The 15,809-nt window shown below is 60.0% G+C and carries 16 protein-coding genes; 8 read left to right on the top strand and 8 right to left on the bottom strand.

Annotation, left to right across the window (positions count from 1 at the left end):
* Positions 1-103: 103 nt before the first annotated feature.
* Positions 104-496 (bottom strand): GFA family protein, encoded by a 393-nt coding sequence (locus ICA16_RS26035; protein WP_210701952.1) that lies wholly within the window; start codon positions 494-496, stop codon positions 104-106.
* Between the two features lie 144 nt (positions 497-640).
* On the opposite strand from ICA16_RS26035, the gene ICA16_RS26030 reads away from it, so the two are divergent.
* Positions 641-1,144 carry a VOC family protein gene (locus ICA16_RS26030; RefSeq protein ID WP_150618176.1) on the top strand — a complete coding sequence of 168 codons (504 nt, stop codon included), beginning with the start codon at positions 641-643 and terminating at the stop codon, positions 1,142-1,144.
* A gap of 35 nt (positions 1,145-1,179) precedes the next feature.
* Positions 1,180-2,013, top strand: coding sequence for an AraC family transcriptional regulator (locus ICA16_RS26025; protein WP_210702029.1), 834 nt, complete (start codon positions 1,180-1,182; stop codon positions 2,011-2,013).
* A 99-nt stretch (positions 2,014-2,112) separates the two neighbouring features.
* On the opposite strand, the gene ICA16_RS26020 is transcribed toward ICA16_RS26025, so the two are convergent.
* From ICA16_RS26020 to ICA16_RS26005, 4 genes are all read right to left on the bottom strand, one after another.
* The gene (locus tag ICA16_RS26020; RefSeq protein WP_150618175.1) at positions 2,113-2,700 is read right to left on the bottom strand and encodes a LysE family translocator; all 588 of its coding nucleotides are present in this window, start codon (positions 2,698-2,700) and stop codon (positions 2,113-2,115) included.
* Between the two features lie 208 nt (positions 2,701-2,908).
* Complete coding sequence (locus ICA16_RS26015) at positions 2,909-5,146, bottom strand: ATP-binding protein (RefSeq protein ID WP_210701951.1); 2,238 nt, start codon at positions 5,144-5,146, stop codon at positions 2,909-2,911.
* Complete coding sequence (locus ICA16_RS26010) at positions 5,143-5,757, bottom strand: biliverdin-producing heme oxygenase (protein WP_210701950.1); 615 nt, start codon at positions 5,755-5,757, stop codon at positions 5,143-5,145. The genes ICA16_RS26015 and ICA16_RS26010 overlap by 4 nt, the downstream gene beginning before the upstream one ends.
* 232 nt (positions 5,758-5,989) lie before the next feature.
* Positions 5,990-6,403 carry a VOC family protein gene (locus ICA16_RS26005; RefSeq protein ID WP_210555162.1) on the bottom strand — a complete coding sequence of 138 codons (414 nt, stop codon included), beginning with the start codon at positions 6,401-6,403 and terminating at the stop codon, positions 5,990-5,992.
* A 179-nt stretch (positions 6,404-6,582) separates the two neighbouring features.
* Between ICA16_RS26005 and ICA16_RS26000 the strand changes: the two genes are divergently transcribed.
* The 4 genes from ICA16_RS26000 to ICA16_RS25985 all read left to right on the top strand — a co-directional run bounded on the left by ICA16_RS26000 (position 6,583) and on the right by ICA16_RS25985 (position 10,020).
* Positions 6,583-7,665 carry a bifunctional transcriptional activator/DNA repair enzyme AdaA gene (locus ICA16_RS26000; RefSeq protein ID WP_210701949.1) on the top strand — a complete coding sequence of 361 codons (1,083 nt, stop codon included), beginning with the start codon at positions 6,583-6,585 and terminating at the stop codon, positions 7,663-7,665.
* A gap of 33 nt (positions 7,666-7,698) precedes the next feature.
* Positions 7,699-8,496 (top strand): isocitrate lyase/PEP mutase family protein, encoded by a 798-nt coding sequence (locus ICA16_RS25995; protein WP_210701948.1) that lies wholly within the window; start codon positions 7,699-7,701, stop codon positions 8,494-8,496.
* Between the two features lies 1 nt (position 8,497).
* Entirely contained in the window at positions 8,498-9,115 is a 618-nt protein-coding gene (locus tag ICA16_RS25990; RefSeq protein WP_210701947.1) for a DNA-3-methyladenine glycosylase family protein, read from the top strand.
* 389 nt (positions 9,116-9,504) lie between these two features.
* Positions 9,505-10,020: an HvfX family Cu-binding RiPP maturation protein gene (locus tag ICA16_RS25985; protein ID WP_210701946.1), complete on the top strand. Its 516-nt coding sequence runs from the start codon at positions 9,505-9,507 to the stop codon at positions 10,018-10,020.
* A 3-nt stretch (positions 10,021-10,023) separates the two neighbouring features.
* On the opposite strand, the gene ICA16_RS25980 is transcribed toward ICA16_RS25985, so the two are convergent.
* Positions 10,024-11,640: a L,D-transpeptidase family protein gene (locus ICA16_RS25980; protein ID WP_210701945.1), complete on the bottom strand. Its 1,617-nt coding sequence runs from the start codon at positions 11,638-11,640 to the stop codon at positions 10,024-10,026.
* Positions 11,641-11,791: 151 nt separating this feature from the next.
* On the opposite strand from ICA16_RS25980, the gene ICA16_RS25975 reads away from it, so the two are divergent.
* Complete coding sequence (locus ICA16_RS25975) at positions 11,792-12,505, top strand: murein L,D-transpeptidase catalytic domain family protein (RefSeq protein ID WP_150618168.1); 714 nt, start codon at positions 11,792-11,794, stop codon at positions 12,503-12,505.
* 151 nt (positions 12,506-12,656) lie between these two features.
* Here the strand turns inward: ICA16_RS25975 and ICA16_RS25970 are convergent, their stop codons facing one another.
* Entirely contained in the window at positions 12,657-14,069 is a 1,413-nt protein-coding gene (locus ICA16_RS25970) for an MFS transporter (RefSeq protein ID WP_210701944.1), read from the bottom strand.
* 103 nt (positions 14,070-14,172) lie between these two features.
* Here ICA16_RS25970 and ICA16_RS25965 point away from each other — a divergent pair, with 103 nt between their 5' ends.
* The gene (locus ICA16_RS25965; RefSeq protein WP_210701943.1) at positions 14,173-15,060 is read left to right on the top strand and encodes a LysR family transcriptional regulator; all 888 of its coding nucleotides are present in this window, start codon (positions 14,173-14,175) and stop codon (positions 15,058-15,060) included.
* Here the strand turns inward: ICA16_RS25965 and ICA16_RS25960 are convergent.
* On the bottom strand, positions 15,057-15,677 hold the full coding sequence (locus tag ICA16_RS25960) for a cell wall hydrolase (protein ID WP_210701942.1): 621 nt from the start codon (positions 15,675-15,677) through the stop codon (positions 15,057-15,059). The genes ICA16_RS25965 and ICA16_RS25960 overlap by 4 nt on opposite strands.
* Positions 15,678-15,809: the final 132 nt, after the last annotated feature.

Raw genomic sequence — 15,809 nt, 5'->3', positions numbered from 1 at the left:
CCGTAAGGGCGGAACCCTAAGAAGCCATCACCAAAAAAACGGATATACACCCAAATAAACCCAAAAAAGCTCAGCTAAAAGCCTGCAATTGACCTGTCACCGACTAATCCTCAGAACGCCCGCTACTCTCTCGATCCCGCTCGTAATGGTGAGCAACGGGCAGCGCCGGCAACCAGGACTCACGCCGAATCGTCCAGAGCTCATAAGTGGGTTTGAATTGATCAGGCTGATCAAGCGATCCCACGTTCACCTCAACTTCATCAGCCGAACGCGTAAACACCGGAGACCCACAGCGCGGGCAAAAAAACCGCCCTTTGTAGTCACGCGTTTCGCCGGTAACCGTCACCGCGCTTTCAGGAAAAATCGCCGACGCGTGAAACAACGCTCCATGGCGTTTGCGGCAGTCAAGACAGTGACAAAGCCCCACGCGATAGGGCTGGCCTGAAGCTTCGAAACGGATGTCGCCGCAAAGGCAGCCGCCAGTGAATCGGTCCATGGTGGGTCTCCTCTGTTCACCTGTGTGTACCGTGCGTAAACACATTCCCGCAAGCCAGTTTAAACCGATCTACGGCACCACTAATCGACCAAGGACTGACTACGCTGTTAATCCAGCATGTCTTACCTGCCGAGGACGACTGCCATGCAACGCTTTCAAAAAATCACTCCGTGCCTGTGGTTCGACAATCAGGCTGAAGCCGCCGCGAAGTTCTACTGCTCGATCTTCGATCACGCGAAAATCACCGGTCTGACCCACTACAGCAAGGTCGGCCAGGAGTTTCACGGGCAGCCGGAAGGTGCCGTGATGACCGTCAGTTTTGAACTCGATGGGCATACCTTTACCGGGCTCAATGGCGGGCCGCTGTTCAAGTTCAGTGAAGCCATATCGTTCCAGGTCAACTGCCAGAATCAGGAAGAAGTCGACCATTTCTGGGGCAACCTTTCTGCCGGAGGCCCCGTAGAAGCCCAGCAATGCGGGTGGCTCAAGGACAAGTTTGGCGTGTCGTGGCAGATAGTGCCGGTGGCCTTCATGCAGATGATGCTGGATGCGGACACCAGCAAGTCGCAACGGGCAATGCAGGCAATGTTCACGATGAAAAAACTCGACATCGCCGAACTGGAACGAGCCTTTGCCGGCCGGAGCTAATACACTCGGACGCTGGCCCGCCGGGAAGGACGATGATGAAACACGCTGCCGCCAAAAACCCTGAAAAGGCCCCGCGCTTCTGGCGTGATGAGGCCCTGCCGTTCATCGAGGCGCGGGCCATCGCCGATGGTCGCGAGGTGTGCTACGCGCGGCATTCCCACGCGCATTTTTCCATTGGTGCGATCACTGCCGGGCGCAGCACGTATGTGCATGAACAGGCGCAGTTCGAGGTGGCGGCGGGCACCGTGGTATTGATGAATCCGGGGGATGTGCATGCGTGCAATCCGATCGATGATCAGCCGTGGTCGTACGTGATGCTTTACGTCGAGACACCTTGGCTGACCGATCTGCAACATCAGCTGGGTTTCAGTGTGGAGCTTGAGTTTCGCCGGTTTGCGACCACCCATGTCAACGATGCCAGCCTGTTCAGCGATCTCAACGACTTGTATGAAACTCTCGTAGACCACCAGCAGGATGTGCTGCGCAAACAGAGCGCAGCGGTGGAGTTTTTCACCGATCTGCAATTGCGCCTGAATCCGGCAGAACAGCCATTGCGCGAACCGAACTTCAAGCTGGAACGTGCCGCCGACTACATCCGTGAACACTGCACCGATCTGCTGAGCCTGGATGACATTTGCCGCGCGGCGCAGCTGTCACCGTCCTATTTGATCCGCGCCTTCAAGCAACATTTCGGCATGACGCCCCATGCCTTTCTGGTCAACCAACGCATCCAGTTCGCTCGCGAGCGGTTACGCAACGGACAGTTGATTGCCGATGTGGCACTAGAGGCGGGGTTTGCCGATCAGGCGCATTTCCAACGGGCGTTCAAGCAGCATCTGGCGGCGACGCCCGGCCAGTATCGCGGCTGACCGCATCGTTCAAAATCAAAAGATCGCAGCCTTCGGCAGCTCCTGCAGGGATCGGTGTAGGAGCTGCCGAAGGCTGCGATCTTTTGATCCTCAAGCAAACTACGGCAGCAACAGATAAACCGCGCTCACCACCAACAACCCCGCCATCAGCCGATTGAACAGGCGCATCCCCGCCGGATTGCCCAGATACCCACGCAAAAACGTCCCGGCATACGCCCAGCAGCCCACCGACACATAGCAGATCACCAGATACACCGCCGCAAACTGCCAGACCAATCGTGCTTCGCCATCAGCGACAAACGCACCCATGCCGGCGACGCAGGCCAGCCAGGCCTTTGGATTGAGCCATTGCATGACCGCGCCATAGAGCATGGATGGCGCACGCCCCGAGTCGCCGGCATTCAGTTGCCCGTCATCGGTTGCGAGTTTCCAGGCCATGAACAGTAAAAACGCCACCCCGGCCAGTTGCACCACGCGAGTCATGAACGGCCAAAGCTTGAGGACTTCGTGCAGGCCCAATCCCATCAGTACCAGCAACAGCACAAACCCCAACGTCGCCCCGGCGACATGTCGCTGGCTGGCGCGAAAGCCGAACTGCGCACCGGAGCTCAGCGCCACGATGTTGACCGGGCCGGGGGTAATGGACGCCGCCAGGGCAAACGCCGCCATCGAAAGAACAAGACTCATCGCACACCTGCTTCAAATCGAGGAACAAGGTGCTCAAGGTAACCAGCGTCTTATTTGCGGTATTGAAGAAAATCACCCTGAAACTGAAACGACTAACCCGTGTAGGAGCTGCCGCAGGCTGCGATCTTTTGACTTTGTTTTTTAAAAACAAGATCAAAAGATCGCAGCCTGCAGCAGCTCCTACAGGGGCGAAGTGCAGGCAATTGGATCAGTCGAGGCGGGGCACGGTGAAGCGGAACTCGCTGCCCTGCCCCGGTTCACTCTCGGCGAAGATCCGGCCGCCATGAGCCTCGACGATGCCCTGGCTGATATATAAACCCAGGCCGGTGCCAGTCGGATTACCTTCTTTCACCGTCCAGTAACGGTCGAACACGTGAGGCAGGTGTTCCTTGGGAATACCTTCGCCACTGTCGCGCACGGTGAAGACGATTTGATTGCCAACTGATTTCGCGTGCACGCCCACCGTGCCGAGACGCGGGGTGAACTTGATGGCGTTGCCCACCAGGTTCGACAACACCTGGAACAGCCGCTCCGGGTCGGCATGGATGCGCAGATCCGGATCAGCCGCGAAGGAAATGCTGATGTCCTTGTCCAGTGCCAGCGGCGCGAGCAAGGCTTGCGCCTCTTCAAACATCTGACTGACGTCGAGTTTCTGCGGTGTGATGCTGTAGCGCCCGGCGTCGATCTTGGAGGTGTCGAGCAAGTCTTCCAGCAGCGTATTCATCCGCCCGGCCGCCTGTTGCATGGTGTCGATGGCCGTGGAAATTCGCCGCGAGGTGTGCGGGCCGTCGGAGCTGAACGCTTTCTGCATCATGCCGCAGAGCATCGAAATGACGGTCATTGGATTGCGCAGGTCGTGGGAAACCACCGCCACCAGTTCATCGCGGGCACGCACGGCCTCCTGCTCACGCCGTACCTGACGGGCCAGATCGTTTTCCAGCGCCGAACGGCGCAAGTCATTGGCCGCAAACAAGTCGCCATGGCTCCACTTGGCGGAAATCCCGGCCATCTCGACCTTCCAGATTTCAAACGAGGTGCGCGGACGCAGGCGCATGCCCGCATCAGAATTTTCCAGATCCAGCGGCTTGCGCGGATCGCCACTCCAGTTGATGTTTTCTTTCACTTCCGGCCGGAACCACAGCACGCCGTTGTCCACCGGTTTCGGCAGGCTCATGGCAAGTACGCCGCTGGCCACTTGGGGAAACTGCGCGGCGGGTGGATAAACGCTGGCCAGATGGTGACTGGCGAACACCGGCTCAGCGCTGTCCTGCAACCATTTGTGCAGGGCGCGGATTTCTTCCGGTTCCGGGCAGTTGCCATAACGATGCAACTGCTTGTCTTCAATGATTGCGACACCGCCGGCATTGGCCAGCGCCATCAGAACCTGTGGCTGATTGGCCAGGCCGTCGAAGACATTTTGCGGCGAATCGATCATTGCCTGATTGAGCAGCGCCAACGCTTCGACCTTCTCTTCACGTTGGCGACTGACCTCCAGCGCCTCCATCGCGCTGATCTGCAGCGACAGCACCTGGCCGATGGTCTGGCACGCGATACGCAATTCATGCGGTACATGCAGCGGCTGACGGTTGCCGCAACTGATCAGGCCCCAGAGTTTGTCGCCCTTGAGCAGGGAAATGCTCATCGACGACAGCACGCCCATGTTCTTCATGTATTGGCAGTGAATCGGCGACACGCTGCGCAGTGTCGCGAAACTCAGATCCAGCGGCGTCTGCGTACCCGGACGCAACTTCGGCACCAGCGGCACCGGTTGATAGTCGGCGTTGGGGATGATGCGCAGCCAGTTTGTGCGATACAACTCGCGCGCCTGCTCGGGAATATCCGAGGCCGGGAAGAACAGGCCGTTGAAGACTTCCATCGACGGATCGGACGCTTCGGCGATGACCTGACCGTGGCCCTCCTCTTCGAAACGATAGATCAGCACCCGGTCGTAACCGGTCATCGCCTGGATTTCCTTGACGCTGATGTCGTACAGCGCCTGCAAAGTCGTGGCCGCTTGCAGACGCTGGAGCATGCGCCCCAGGTTTGTCTGATTGCCAGCGACGTTGCGCGGCTGGAAGTTTTCGACGTGAATCTCCAGCTCAAGAATCAATACGCCCTGATGTCGATGCAGCAACCCCTCGAACGCGGTGCCATTGAGGTGAAGGTACAACCGCGGCGCGTCGAAGAATGCCGCTTGCTGCAAGGCCTCACGCACCTGTGCTGTGTGCACTTCACCCAGCAAATCCAGCAATGGCTGGCCAATTAACGCCTCTGGCGCACGGCCCAGCAGGGTTTCGACGTTGGCGCTGACCTGAATGATCTCAAGCGCCGGTTCGCTCAACGTCAGCAGCAACCCGTGAGGCTGGATTGCGCCGGGGAAGCGGATCGGCTCGTCAGCACAGTTGGCCAGCAGCTCTTCAAAATCTTTCTTGTCTTGCGGGTTCATGCCAATACCTCCTGGCAATCGAGCCAGCGCTCGAAGCAACTGAATGTGGTTTGCGCCGCGATCACAACGGCTTCGCGCTCATCGGCGTCCATCGGGCGATTGCCCAGGTATTCGATAAATTCGCGCCAGCGACGGCCGGTGGCAGCGCCATAGACATCGAGGAAGGCAGCGCCGTTGTCTGCTTCAAGGCCCAACCGTGCGGAGATTTCTCGACGCAGGATCTGTCCGCCGAGGGTTGCGCCTTCGAGCACGTACAGCACACCCAGGCACGCGGCGCTCGAATCAATCACGGGCAACTGGTCGCAGATCGGCAGGTTTTCCAGCGAAGCGGGCGCTAACCCCAACGCTTGCAGATCGCCGCGCAATGTCGAGGTTTTGAGGCGTGGCGTCAGGTCGAAATCGTCGGGGACTGAACCACTGCGCTGCAATGCATTTTCCAGCGGAAAATAGAAGCCGTGATAGGCCGCCATCAACCGCTCAAAAGCAGGTATATCGAGCGTATCGGAAAAAAAAGGAAGGCGTTTTTCCAGTGCGATGTGCAGTTCGGCAGTACCGGCCCGCAAATCTTGCAGCACCGGTGGCACATAAACCTCACGGGCCTTTGCTTGCATGTATGTCGCTCTTGGTGAGGCCGCCTGGGGCCATTCGGGGTGTAAAAACGTCGCGTGAAATTTTACACGTCAAACGACATTTCTGACCGCGCAGATCGTTTTTTCTAACGAAACCACAGCCCTCGGACATTTCAGAGTTCCTTCTGACGCAAAAAGTTCGACCCGACTTGACGCGCCTGCGGTTGCTGTACCGCGACAGCACCGCCTGACTGGATGGGCCTGCGAAACGGGCTTAAGCCTGCGACGGACCTTTGAGTTCGACCTGATTGCCATCCGGGTCGAAACAGTACAGCGACAAGCCGTTGCCCTCGGCACCGAAGCGGGTGGCGGCTTTTTCCACGCTAAGGCCGTGCGCCCGCAAATGCTCGATCAGAGCCGCTTCATCGAATGGCTCGATGCGCAGGCAGAAGTGATCGACGTTGCGCCCCTCCGCACCCGCCGCCCCACCACCCTGGCGGCCGATGTCGCCCGCAAGGTCAACGAGATCGATCATCGACGTACCGGCGCGCAAATGCACCAGCCCCAGCGGTTCATTGCGCTTGACCACTTCGGCACCGAACACCTGGCCGTAGAAATCGATGCTGCGTTGCAAGTCGGCGACGCGCAGGACGATGTGATCAATGTGCTGAATTACAAACGGATGCATGGGCAGACCTCAACAAACTGTAGGAGCTGCCGCAGGCTGCGATCTTTTGATCTTGTTTTTTCAGGATCAACATCAAAAGATCGCAGCCTGCGGCAGCTCCTACAATAGTTCAGCGTCAGCCGGAATTCATTGTCGATTTTTCGGTGGAGCCATCGAGAATCTGGTTTTACTCTCACCCCATGAACATACAAACCGCTGCCCTGCCGCCCCACGCCGAGATGGTTCGCGCCATGCTCGAACGCGACACTGCCTATGAAGGCGTGTTCTTCACGGCCGTGAAAACCACCGGCATCTTCTGCCGCCCCAGTTGCACGGCGCGCAAACCGAAACCGGAGAACGTCGAGTTCTTCGCCCATGCCGACGAATGCATGAGCGCCGGTTACCGCGCCTGTCTGCGCTGCAAACCGCTGGACGCTGCGGCCATCGCGCCGGACTGGGTACAGCGTTTGCTCGCGGCCGTCGACGCGGACCCCGAGCTGCGCTGGAGCGATGCGCAATTGCTCGCCGAAGGCATCGAACCGCTGAAGCTGCGGCGCTGGTTCAAGCAGCATTTCGGCATGACGTTCCATGCCTGGCTGCGCACCCGGCGCCTGGGCATGGCACTGGGTGGGATCAAGCAAGGCACTTCGATCGACCACGCGGCGTTCGATTCCGGGTATGAATCGCTCAGCGGGTTTCGCGATGCCTTTCAGAAGTCATTCCACATCACCCCGGGCCGCACCGCCCAAAGTGAACCGCTTTTGTTTACCCGACTGACCACGCCGCTGGGGCCGATGATTGCCATGGCTGAACAACGCGGTCTGGTGCTGCTGGAGTTCCTCGACCGGCCGGCATTGACCCGGGAAGTCGAGGAATTGCAAAACCGCTATGGCTACGTGGTCGCACCGGGGCATAACGCGCATTTGCAGCAGATCGAGCGTGAACTGGCGCAGTATTTCGCCGGCCGCTTGACCGCGTTTACCGTCGCCTTGCACCTGCCCGGCAGTGAGTTCGCCCGGCAAGTCTGGTCGGCCCTGCAGCAAATCCCTTACGGTCACACCAGCACCTACGGCGCCGTTGCCGCAGGCTTGGGCAAACCCGGCGCCAGTCGAGCGGTGGGACTGGCCAACGGTCAAAATCGCCTCTCGATTGTGGTGCCTTGTCATCGGGTGATCGGCGCGGACGGCTCGCTCACCGGTTATGGTGGTGGTCAGCCACGCAAAGCATTCCTGTTGAGGCTGGAAAACGCCGCCGTACAGCTCACGCAACAACTGGCTTTCTGACGACTTGAATCAACCTGCAAAAAAGGAATTTCGATGGACGCGCTCGACACTCGGTTTCACCAGTTGCACCAACAGGACTTGCTGATCCTGACCAACGTCGCCGACGCCACCGGTGCACGACTGGTCGAACAGCTGGGCGGCAACGCCGTCGCCACCAGCAGCGCTGCAGTCGCTTGGGCGCATGGTTATCCGGACGGCAACGCCCTGCCTCTCGAACGGCTGATTTCGACCGTGGAATCGATCGTCCGGGTGATCAACGTACCGTTGACCGTAGACGTCGAGGCGGGTTATTCCGATGACCTCGGGCGCGTTGCCGAAGTACTCGATGCAGTGATCGCGGCCGGCGCTGTCGGGATCAACATCGAAGACGGCTCGGCTGATCCAGACCTGTTGGCGCGCAAGATCGAACTGGCCCGAACGGTCGCCAACAAACGCGATGTAAAGTTGTTCATCAACGCGCGCACCGACGTCTACCTGCGCGCTCTGGTGCCGGCCGAAGATCGCGTCGCCGAAACGCTGCGCCGTGCCGCGCTGTATCAAGCGGCTGGCACCGATGGTTTGTTCGCCGCCGGCGTCACGGCAGCCTACGAGATCGAAGCGATCTGCAAGGGCACTTCATTGCCAGTCAATGTGCTGGGGGTCGCCGGTCTGCCCTCGCCGTGCGAGCTGCAAGCGCTGGGCGTGCGCCGATTGAGCGCGGGCTCCGGCATCGCTGAATTCCTGTACGGCGCAATGGGTGGGCTGATGAAGAGTTTCCTCACCAGCGGCAAACTCGATACCCACGACCTGAAGGGGTTCACCTACGGCGAAGTCAACGGTTTGCTGAAATAACATGACCGATGTTTATCAGGCGGCCAGCTCATTTCTGGCCGCGCTCGATGTCGACTGGCAACGACACATCGCCGCTGTCGGCCCTTGCCTGCATCAACCGCATCCGACGCGCGATCCGTACGAATCGCTGGTGCGGGCGATTGCCTATCAGCAACTGCATGCCAAGGCTGGAGATGCGATTGTCGGTCGGTTGGTCGGGTTGTTTCCCGGACAAACGTTTCCGCGACCGGAGCAAATCGTCGCCGCCGGGTTTGATCACCTGCGCAGCTGTGGGTTTTCGGCGGGCAAGATTGCGACGATTCAGGGGATCGCCCAAGCGACGCTGGATGGCGTGGTGCCGGATTACGCCACGGCGTTGGCGACGGATGATGAAGCGTTGATCGAGCGACTGGTCAGCCTGCGCGGGGTCGGGCGCTGGACGGTGGAGATGCTGTTGATTTACAGCCTTGAGCGGATGGATATCCTGCCGGCGGATGATTTTGGCGTGCGCGAGGGGTTTCGACGGTTGAAGGGGTTAGAGGTGCAGCCGACCCGTAAGCAGATGGTTGAGATTGGTTTGGGCTGGAGTCCGTATCGGACGGTGGCGGCCTGGTATTTGTGGCGGGTGCCCAAGCTGTAGACCGCATCATCGTTCATCGCTGGCAAGCCAGCTCCCACAGGTTTTGTGTCGGATGGAAAACTTGTGTTCGCCGCCAGACACTGTGGGAGCTGGCTTGCCAGCGATGGCGTCTACACGTTCCGCACATGTTCCAAGACCAGACACTATCCCAATGTAGGAGCTGCCGAAGGCTGCGATCTTTTGATTTTGTCTTTAAAAAAACCAAATCAAAAGATCGCAGCCTTCGGCAGCTCCTACAAGGGACTGCGATGGACTGTATCGCACTGTGTACCGCCAGGCGGCAGACACATCCAATGCACAAATCCGCACAGTGGCGACACACCAACGATACACCCCAACGCTCAAATCACCCGGTCGATCCCATTCACCCGATCCACCGGAGATTCCCCATGACCACCACCCTTTCGAGCGCCGTCAAAGGCTTGCACCTGAACCTTGACCACGCCGGTGCCTGGCTGGCGCCGCTGACCCTGCGCGTGTTTATCGCCTGGGAATTTTTCGAGTCGGGGCTCGAGAAGTTCAACGGGCAGAACTGGTTCGAAGACATTCAGGACAAATTCCCATTCCCATTCGATCACCTGCCGGCGACGCTGAACTGGGAACTGTCGATGTGGGCCGAGCTGATCTGCGCGTTGGCGATTCTTATCGGTTTCGGCACGCGAATCTCGGCCATTTCGCTGATCGTGGTGACCGTCGTCGCCGCCGCCGCCGTGCACTGGCCCGCCGACTGGTCGTCGTTGAGCGAACTGGCGCAGGGTTACGCGATCACCAACAAAGGCTTCGGCAACTTCAAGCTGCCGGCGATTTACCTGGCAGCTTTGGTGCCCCTGGTATTCGCCGGCGCCGGCAAGTTGAGCATCGATGCGTGGCTGGCGCGGGTGTTCTGGAGTCGCCGCGACCGCTGAACCTCAATGCGCGCGATCCAGGCCCACCAACAAGGCATTGTCACGACTGTAGATGTCTGGCGAATAACGCACGTGACCGGCGCTGTCGACCTGCGCCGTCCAGTAGGTCATCAGGATCGGCACCGGCGCCGACAAGCGAAACTCATGGGTGGCGCCGGTGGCGAGCAAGGTGTCGGTACGCGCCTTTTCCGCCGGGCTGAGCAGCAGATCGCGCAATTGCATCGGATGCTCGACCCTTACGCAGCCTGAGCTGAACGCCCGTGGGCCTTTTTCGAACAACGCCTTGCTCGGCGTGTCATGCAGATACACCGAGAACGGATTGGGGAAGCGAATGACCATCTGCCCCAACGGGTTACGTGGCCCCGCGTCCTGGCGCAAAAGGATGTTGCCGGGGTGGTCCCAGTCGATGTCTGCGGCTGCCAACGGCTGACCGTTGGCATCCAGCACTTGCAGATTATGCCGACTGAGGAAGGTCTGGTCCTTGCGGATTTCCGGCAGTTTGTCTTCCTTCCAGATGGTTGGCGGCACGGTCCAGGTCGGGTTCAGCGTCAGCCGCGTGACGCGGGATTTGAGTAGCGGCGTCTGGCGCTCGGCACGGCCGACCTGGGTGCGCGTCTGCCACACCGGTTCGCCGCCCTGATACAAAGTCAGTTCCGCCGCCGCGACATTGACCAGCAAACCATCGGGTTCCATGTCCTGGGCCAGCCAACGGAAGCGTTCCAGGTTGACCCGCAGCTGTTCGCGGCGGGCCATCGGACTGATGTTGAGTTCGGCAATCGTCCCCGGCCCGACCACACCGTCAGCCTGCAACGAATGATTGGCCTGGAAGCTTTTCACCGCGTCCACCAACGCGCCTTCGTAAGCATTGTCGGTCGTGCCGATGGCGTGGCTCAGATAGCCTTCGCTGTATAAGCGCTGGGCCAGTTCCGGCACGCGTTTGTCTTCCATGGACGGGCGCAACAGCGGCCCGCTGCCCACTGACTGCCATTTCGGCAAGGCTGTGAGGCGTTGTGCGGCGTAGAGCTGGCGCAGTTTCTGATATTGCGCCAGACGCGGACGGGCCAGGTCGAACGCTGCAGGAATGTCATGCATACCCGGCACGGCAATCGCCAACAGTTCGGCCTGACGGTCACGCTGGGAATCATCGGCATGCCACAACGGCTCGAAGTGCGATTGCAGCAGACGGCCATAGTGCAGATCCTGCAGGGCTTGCAGGTAATAGCGGCTGATATCGATATCGGCGCACAACTCGCCATCCTGCGGCGCGGTGATCGCGACCGGATAGCGTTGCGGACTGAGGCCATCGTCGGCCAACAAAGGCAATTGCGCCTGCAAGGCCTGCAATCGCCCGGATTCGCTGGCCCACACCGGCATCCAGTCCTGCTGCTGATAGAAGGCTTGCAACTGTTGCAACGACGGGCCGCTGAGCTGTTTTGCGAGCGCCGGGCAGGTCTGTGGCAGACCGATCAATACGGCATGCAATGGACTTTGCAACTCGACCGGCATTTCGGCAGGAGGCGTCGGCAGCGTCTGCAACGGCGGCAGTGATTCATCGGCACAAGCGACAAACGGCGCTGCGAGCAAACAAATGCTCAAGTAGCATGCGTACTTTTTGAACAACTGCTTTACTCCAATCCATGGCCACCTTGATGATGGCCAACCTTACATCAGGTGCGCTGAACAGTCAGGCTCGAACTTCGGGCTTGCAGGTTACGACTGGACGTCAGGAGCCAAAGTGCCAAATAAGTAGCAAGTTGAGGACACTTTATAAATGTTGACGTATTTGCGCCGACTTCTGCTGACCACCGCGACCCTTGTCGCCGTGACCAGTCCAGCTTTTGCCGCCGGCAAACCATCGCCGGTTCTCTTCACCAGCCTCGCGCACGCCGCGCCAGAACTCAATCCCCAAGCGCTGAAAGGTGCCTTGAGCGCCATGCAATGTGCGGTCAATAACGGTGCGAAGCCGTCCCGCCACCTGGCAATCATCGACTATTCGCAGCCGTCCACCGAACGCCGACTGTGGATCTTTGACCTCAACCGGAAAAAACTGGTGCTGCGTGATCTGGTCGCCCACGGCTCCAACTCCGGGGAAAACTTCGCCACGCAGTTTTCCAATGTCGAAGGCAGCTATCAGTCCAGCCTCGGCTTGTTCCGCACCCAGGAAAGCTACAGCGGCACTCATGGTTACTCGCTGCGCATGGATGGTCTGGAGCCCGGCTTCAATGATCTGGCGCGTGATCGCGCTATCGTCATTCACGCCGCCGATTACGTGAATCCGTTGTGGAGCAAGCGTCAGGGCCGCATCGGTCGCAGCCAGGGCTGCCCGGCCGTCCGCCCGCAGATTGCGAAACAGGTGATCGACAAACTGAAAAACGGCCAGTTCATGTTCTCGTGGTACCCGGATCAGCGCTGGCTGAGGAAGTCGCCGTATCTCAACTGCCAGCCGCAGCAAGTGGCGAGCATCATCAGTACCCACGCCAGCTAAAACCCTACTCAATCCCCTGTAGGAGCTGTCGAGTGAAACGAGGCTGCGATCTTTTGATTCAGCTTTTTCAAAGATCAAGATCAAAAGATCGCAGCGTGCCGCAGCTCCTACAGGGATTTGTGGTGTCCATAATTTTTCGGCCCAGGCAGTCTCAGTCACCGGATGCTTTGGCTGTACCGATGCTATCGCCAGCAGGTTCACTCCTGCCGTTAATCTGCATTCGGCTGATGATCAGGGCCATGACCATCAACGCCGTGCCAACGCCGAAAGTGATGTGCATGCCACTGCCGATGACGGCGGCGGGCGCCTGGGTCGGGTTGCCGGTGGCCACGGCAAACACTGCGCCCATCGCCGCCGCGCCGGTGATCAATCCCAGATTGCGGGCCAGCCCGAGCAGCGCCGATACCACGCCGCGCTGGTCCTGACTGACCGCTGCCATCAGCCCGGTATTGTTGGCCGCCTGGAACAGCGCGTAACTGCCGGCGATCACCGTCATCGGCAACACGTAAGCAGGCAATCCGAAACTCATCGGCAGCAGCGCCAATAACCCGCAACCGCAAACCATCCCGAGCAAGGCGCCCGGCACCACCCGCTGTGCGCCGAAACGATCGACCAGCCGTCCGGCCGGCACGCCACCGAGCGCAGCCAGCAACGGCCCAACCGACAACACCAGCCCGACCACCGTGTGGCTGAGATCCAAACCGCGACTCAGGTAAAACGGCCCGACCACCAGCGTGGTCATCATCACGGTCGTCACCAGCAACGTCAGCGCCAGACTGCCGCTCAGGCGCAGATCGGCGAACAATGACAGGCGAATCAGCGGCGCCCTGGCTTTCATCTCGACCGCGATGAACAATCCCGCACCGCACAGGCTGATCAACAGCAACGCCAGCGTGAAACCCTCAAGCGTCATCGCTAGCGCATAGGTTGCCAGCGTCAACACCAGCACCCCGCTGCCGAGGTAATCAAACGCAACTCGCGGCCCTGCGGCCCGATCTGCGGGCAGATAGCGGTACACCAGCCACGCGTTGAGCAATCCCAATGGCACGTTGAGTAAAAATATCGATTGCCAGCCAACATGCGCCATCAATAACCCACCCAGCGACGGACCGAGGGTGGTGCCGGTGGCCGACATCGTCGCCAGCAACCCCATCGCACTGCCCGCCCGCGTTTTGGGCACCGCATCGGCGACCAGTGCGACTGTCAACGCAAACATGATCGCTGCGCCAACGCCTTGCACCGCCCGCGCGCCGATCAGCCAGCCAAGTCCCGGGGCCAGCGCGCAAAACAATGAAGCACTGGTGAAAATGCCTATCCCGATCAACAGCAAGCGCCGCCGACCAAAGCCATCGCCCAGACGTCCGACGCTGACAATCAACGTGGTGATTGCCAGCAGGTACGCCAGAACAATCCACTGCACCTGTTGAAACGTCGCATCAAACGCCGCCGCCAGTGTCGGCAACCCGGCATTGGCGATGCTGGTGTCCAGCGACGGCATCAACATCGACAGCGCCAGACTGGTCAGCGCCCAGCGGGCTTGGGTATTGAGGGGTTGTCTGGGCATGGTGTGCTCACTGTACAAAGGACCTGCGCCATAGCCTGAGCCTGGACAATACAAGGCGCAAGACGCATGCTTTGCATTCAATACCTGCATCGAACGCCATGTCATGACCACGCCGGATCTGAACCTGTTGATCACCCTCGACGTGCTGCTGCGTGAAGGCAGCGTCGCCCGCGCCGCCAAATGCCTGCGGTTGAGCCCTTCGGCCATGAGTCGTGCCCTGGCCCGTCTGCGCGAAACCACCGGAGATCCTTTGCTGGTGCGCGCCGGTCGAGGCCTGGTGCCAACGCCGCGCGCGCTGGCATTGCGCGAACGGGTCAGTCACCTGGTGCAGGAAGCCGAGGCGGTTTTGCGCCCCGCGCAAGTGCTTGATCCCGCCCGGCTACAACGCACATTCACCTTGCGCAATACCGACGGGTTTGTTGAAACCTTCGCTGCCGCCCTGCTCGCCCGCATTGCCGCCGAGGCGCCCAACGTGCGTCTGCGTTTTGTGCAAAAAGCCGACAAGGACAGCACGCTGCTGCGCGAAGGCCGGGTGGATCTGGAGACCGGTGTGGTCGACGACAGCACCGACCCGACGCTGCACAGCCGCATCCTGTTTCACGATCACTGGATCGGTGTGGTACGTGAGGGCCATCCCTTGAGCGCAGGCAAAGTCAGCGCCAAACGCTTCGCCTCAGGCCAGCATATTCTGGTGTCGCGGCGCGGGCGCAGCAGCGGCCCGGTAGACGAAGCGCTACTCGAGTGCGGACTGACACGGGACATCGTCACGTCGTTCGGCGGGTTTTCGGCGGCACTGACGCTGGTGCGTGAATCAGACCTGATTGCCACCGTCCCGGAGCGTCACACCAGCAAACTGCGCACGGGCCTGCACAGTTTCGACCTGCCGTTGAAGATGCCGCAGATCAGCGTGTCGATGCTCTGGCACCCGCGCATGGATGCGGACCCTGCGCATCGTTGGTTGCGCGATTGTGTGCGGGAAGTCTGCGCCTAGCGCGCATCGCCGCCGGCGGGTTTATAGAAGAGGAATTTTTTCGTCTCGGCGGTTTTCCGGTATTCCCTGGCCCAACTCGGGTGGACGTTGCGGTCGTGGAAATACAGCGCGCCGTTGGTGCGATCCTTGAGCTGACGGTTCAGCGCCTTGCCGGCAACTTCCTTGGCGAGCGCGTACTCGGCGTCTTCCTGGACCTGATCCGGGCGCCCGTCACACCACCAGGAAAACTGGCAGCTTCTGGTTTCCGAACCTTGCTTGACCACGGCGCACACCGTGTCTGGAAAACCTTCGTGGCCGAGGCGATTCATCACCACACTGGCCACGGCCTCCATTTCCGGGGTGTCCTTGCCTTTGGCTTCCCAGTAGATGCTACGCGCCAGACAGGTGATCGGATCATCCAGCGGCGCGGCGCCGGCAGGGTCTACCGCCTGCACTTCCTTCGGGGTGATCGCCTCGGATTTCGGCGCCGGTGCCGCGCTGACTTTATCGGCGGCTTTTTCTTCCAGCATCTGGGCTTTCTCTTCAGCCTTGGCTTTGATCGGTGCTTGATCGGTGGCCCAGGCAGCGCTGGCCAACAGAGTGAATGCGAAACAGCCAGCCAACCATTTCAATCCCATGTGAATTCTTCCGGCAGGGCCCGATGCGGGCAAGGTGTTACGTCGGGGAGACGCCCGGATCCCGGGGTCTTGGCTGAGTGTAGACGGCGAAATCGCGCACAGCGTTCCGTAGAAAAAACCGTCGACTGAAGA

The organism is Pseudomonas anatoliensis (genome assembly GCF_017976235.1).
Classification (GTDB): domain Bacteria; phylum Pseudomonadota; class Gammaproteobacteria; order Pseudomonadales; family Pseudomonadaceae; genus Aquipseudomonas; species Aquipseudomonas anatoliensis.
This window is presented reverse-complemented; position numbering and strand designations above follow the sequence as displayed.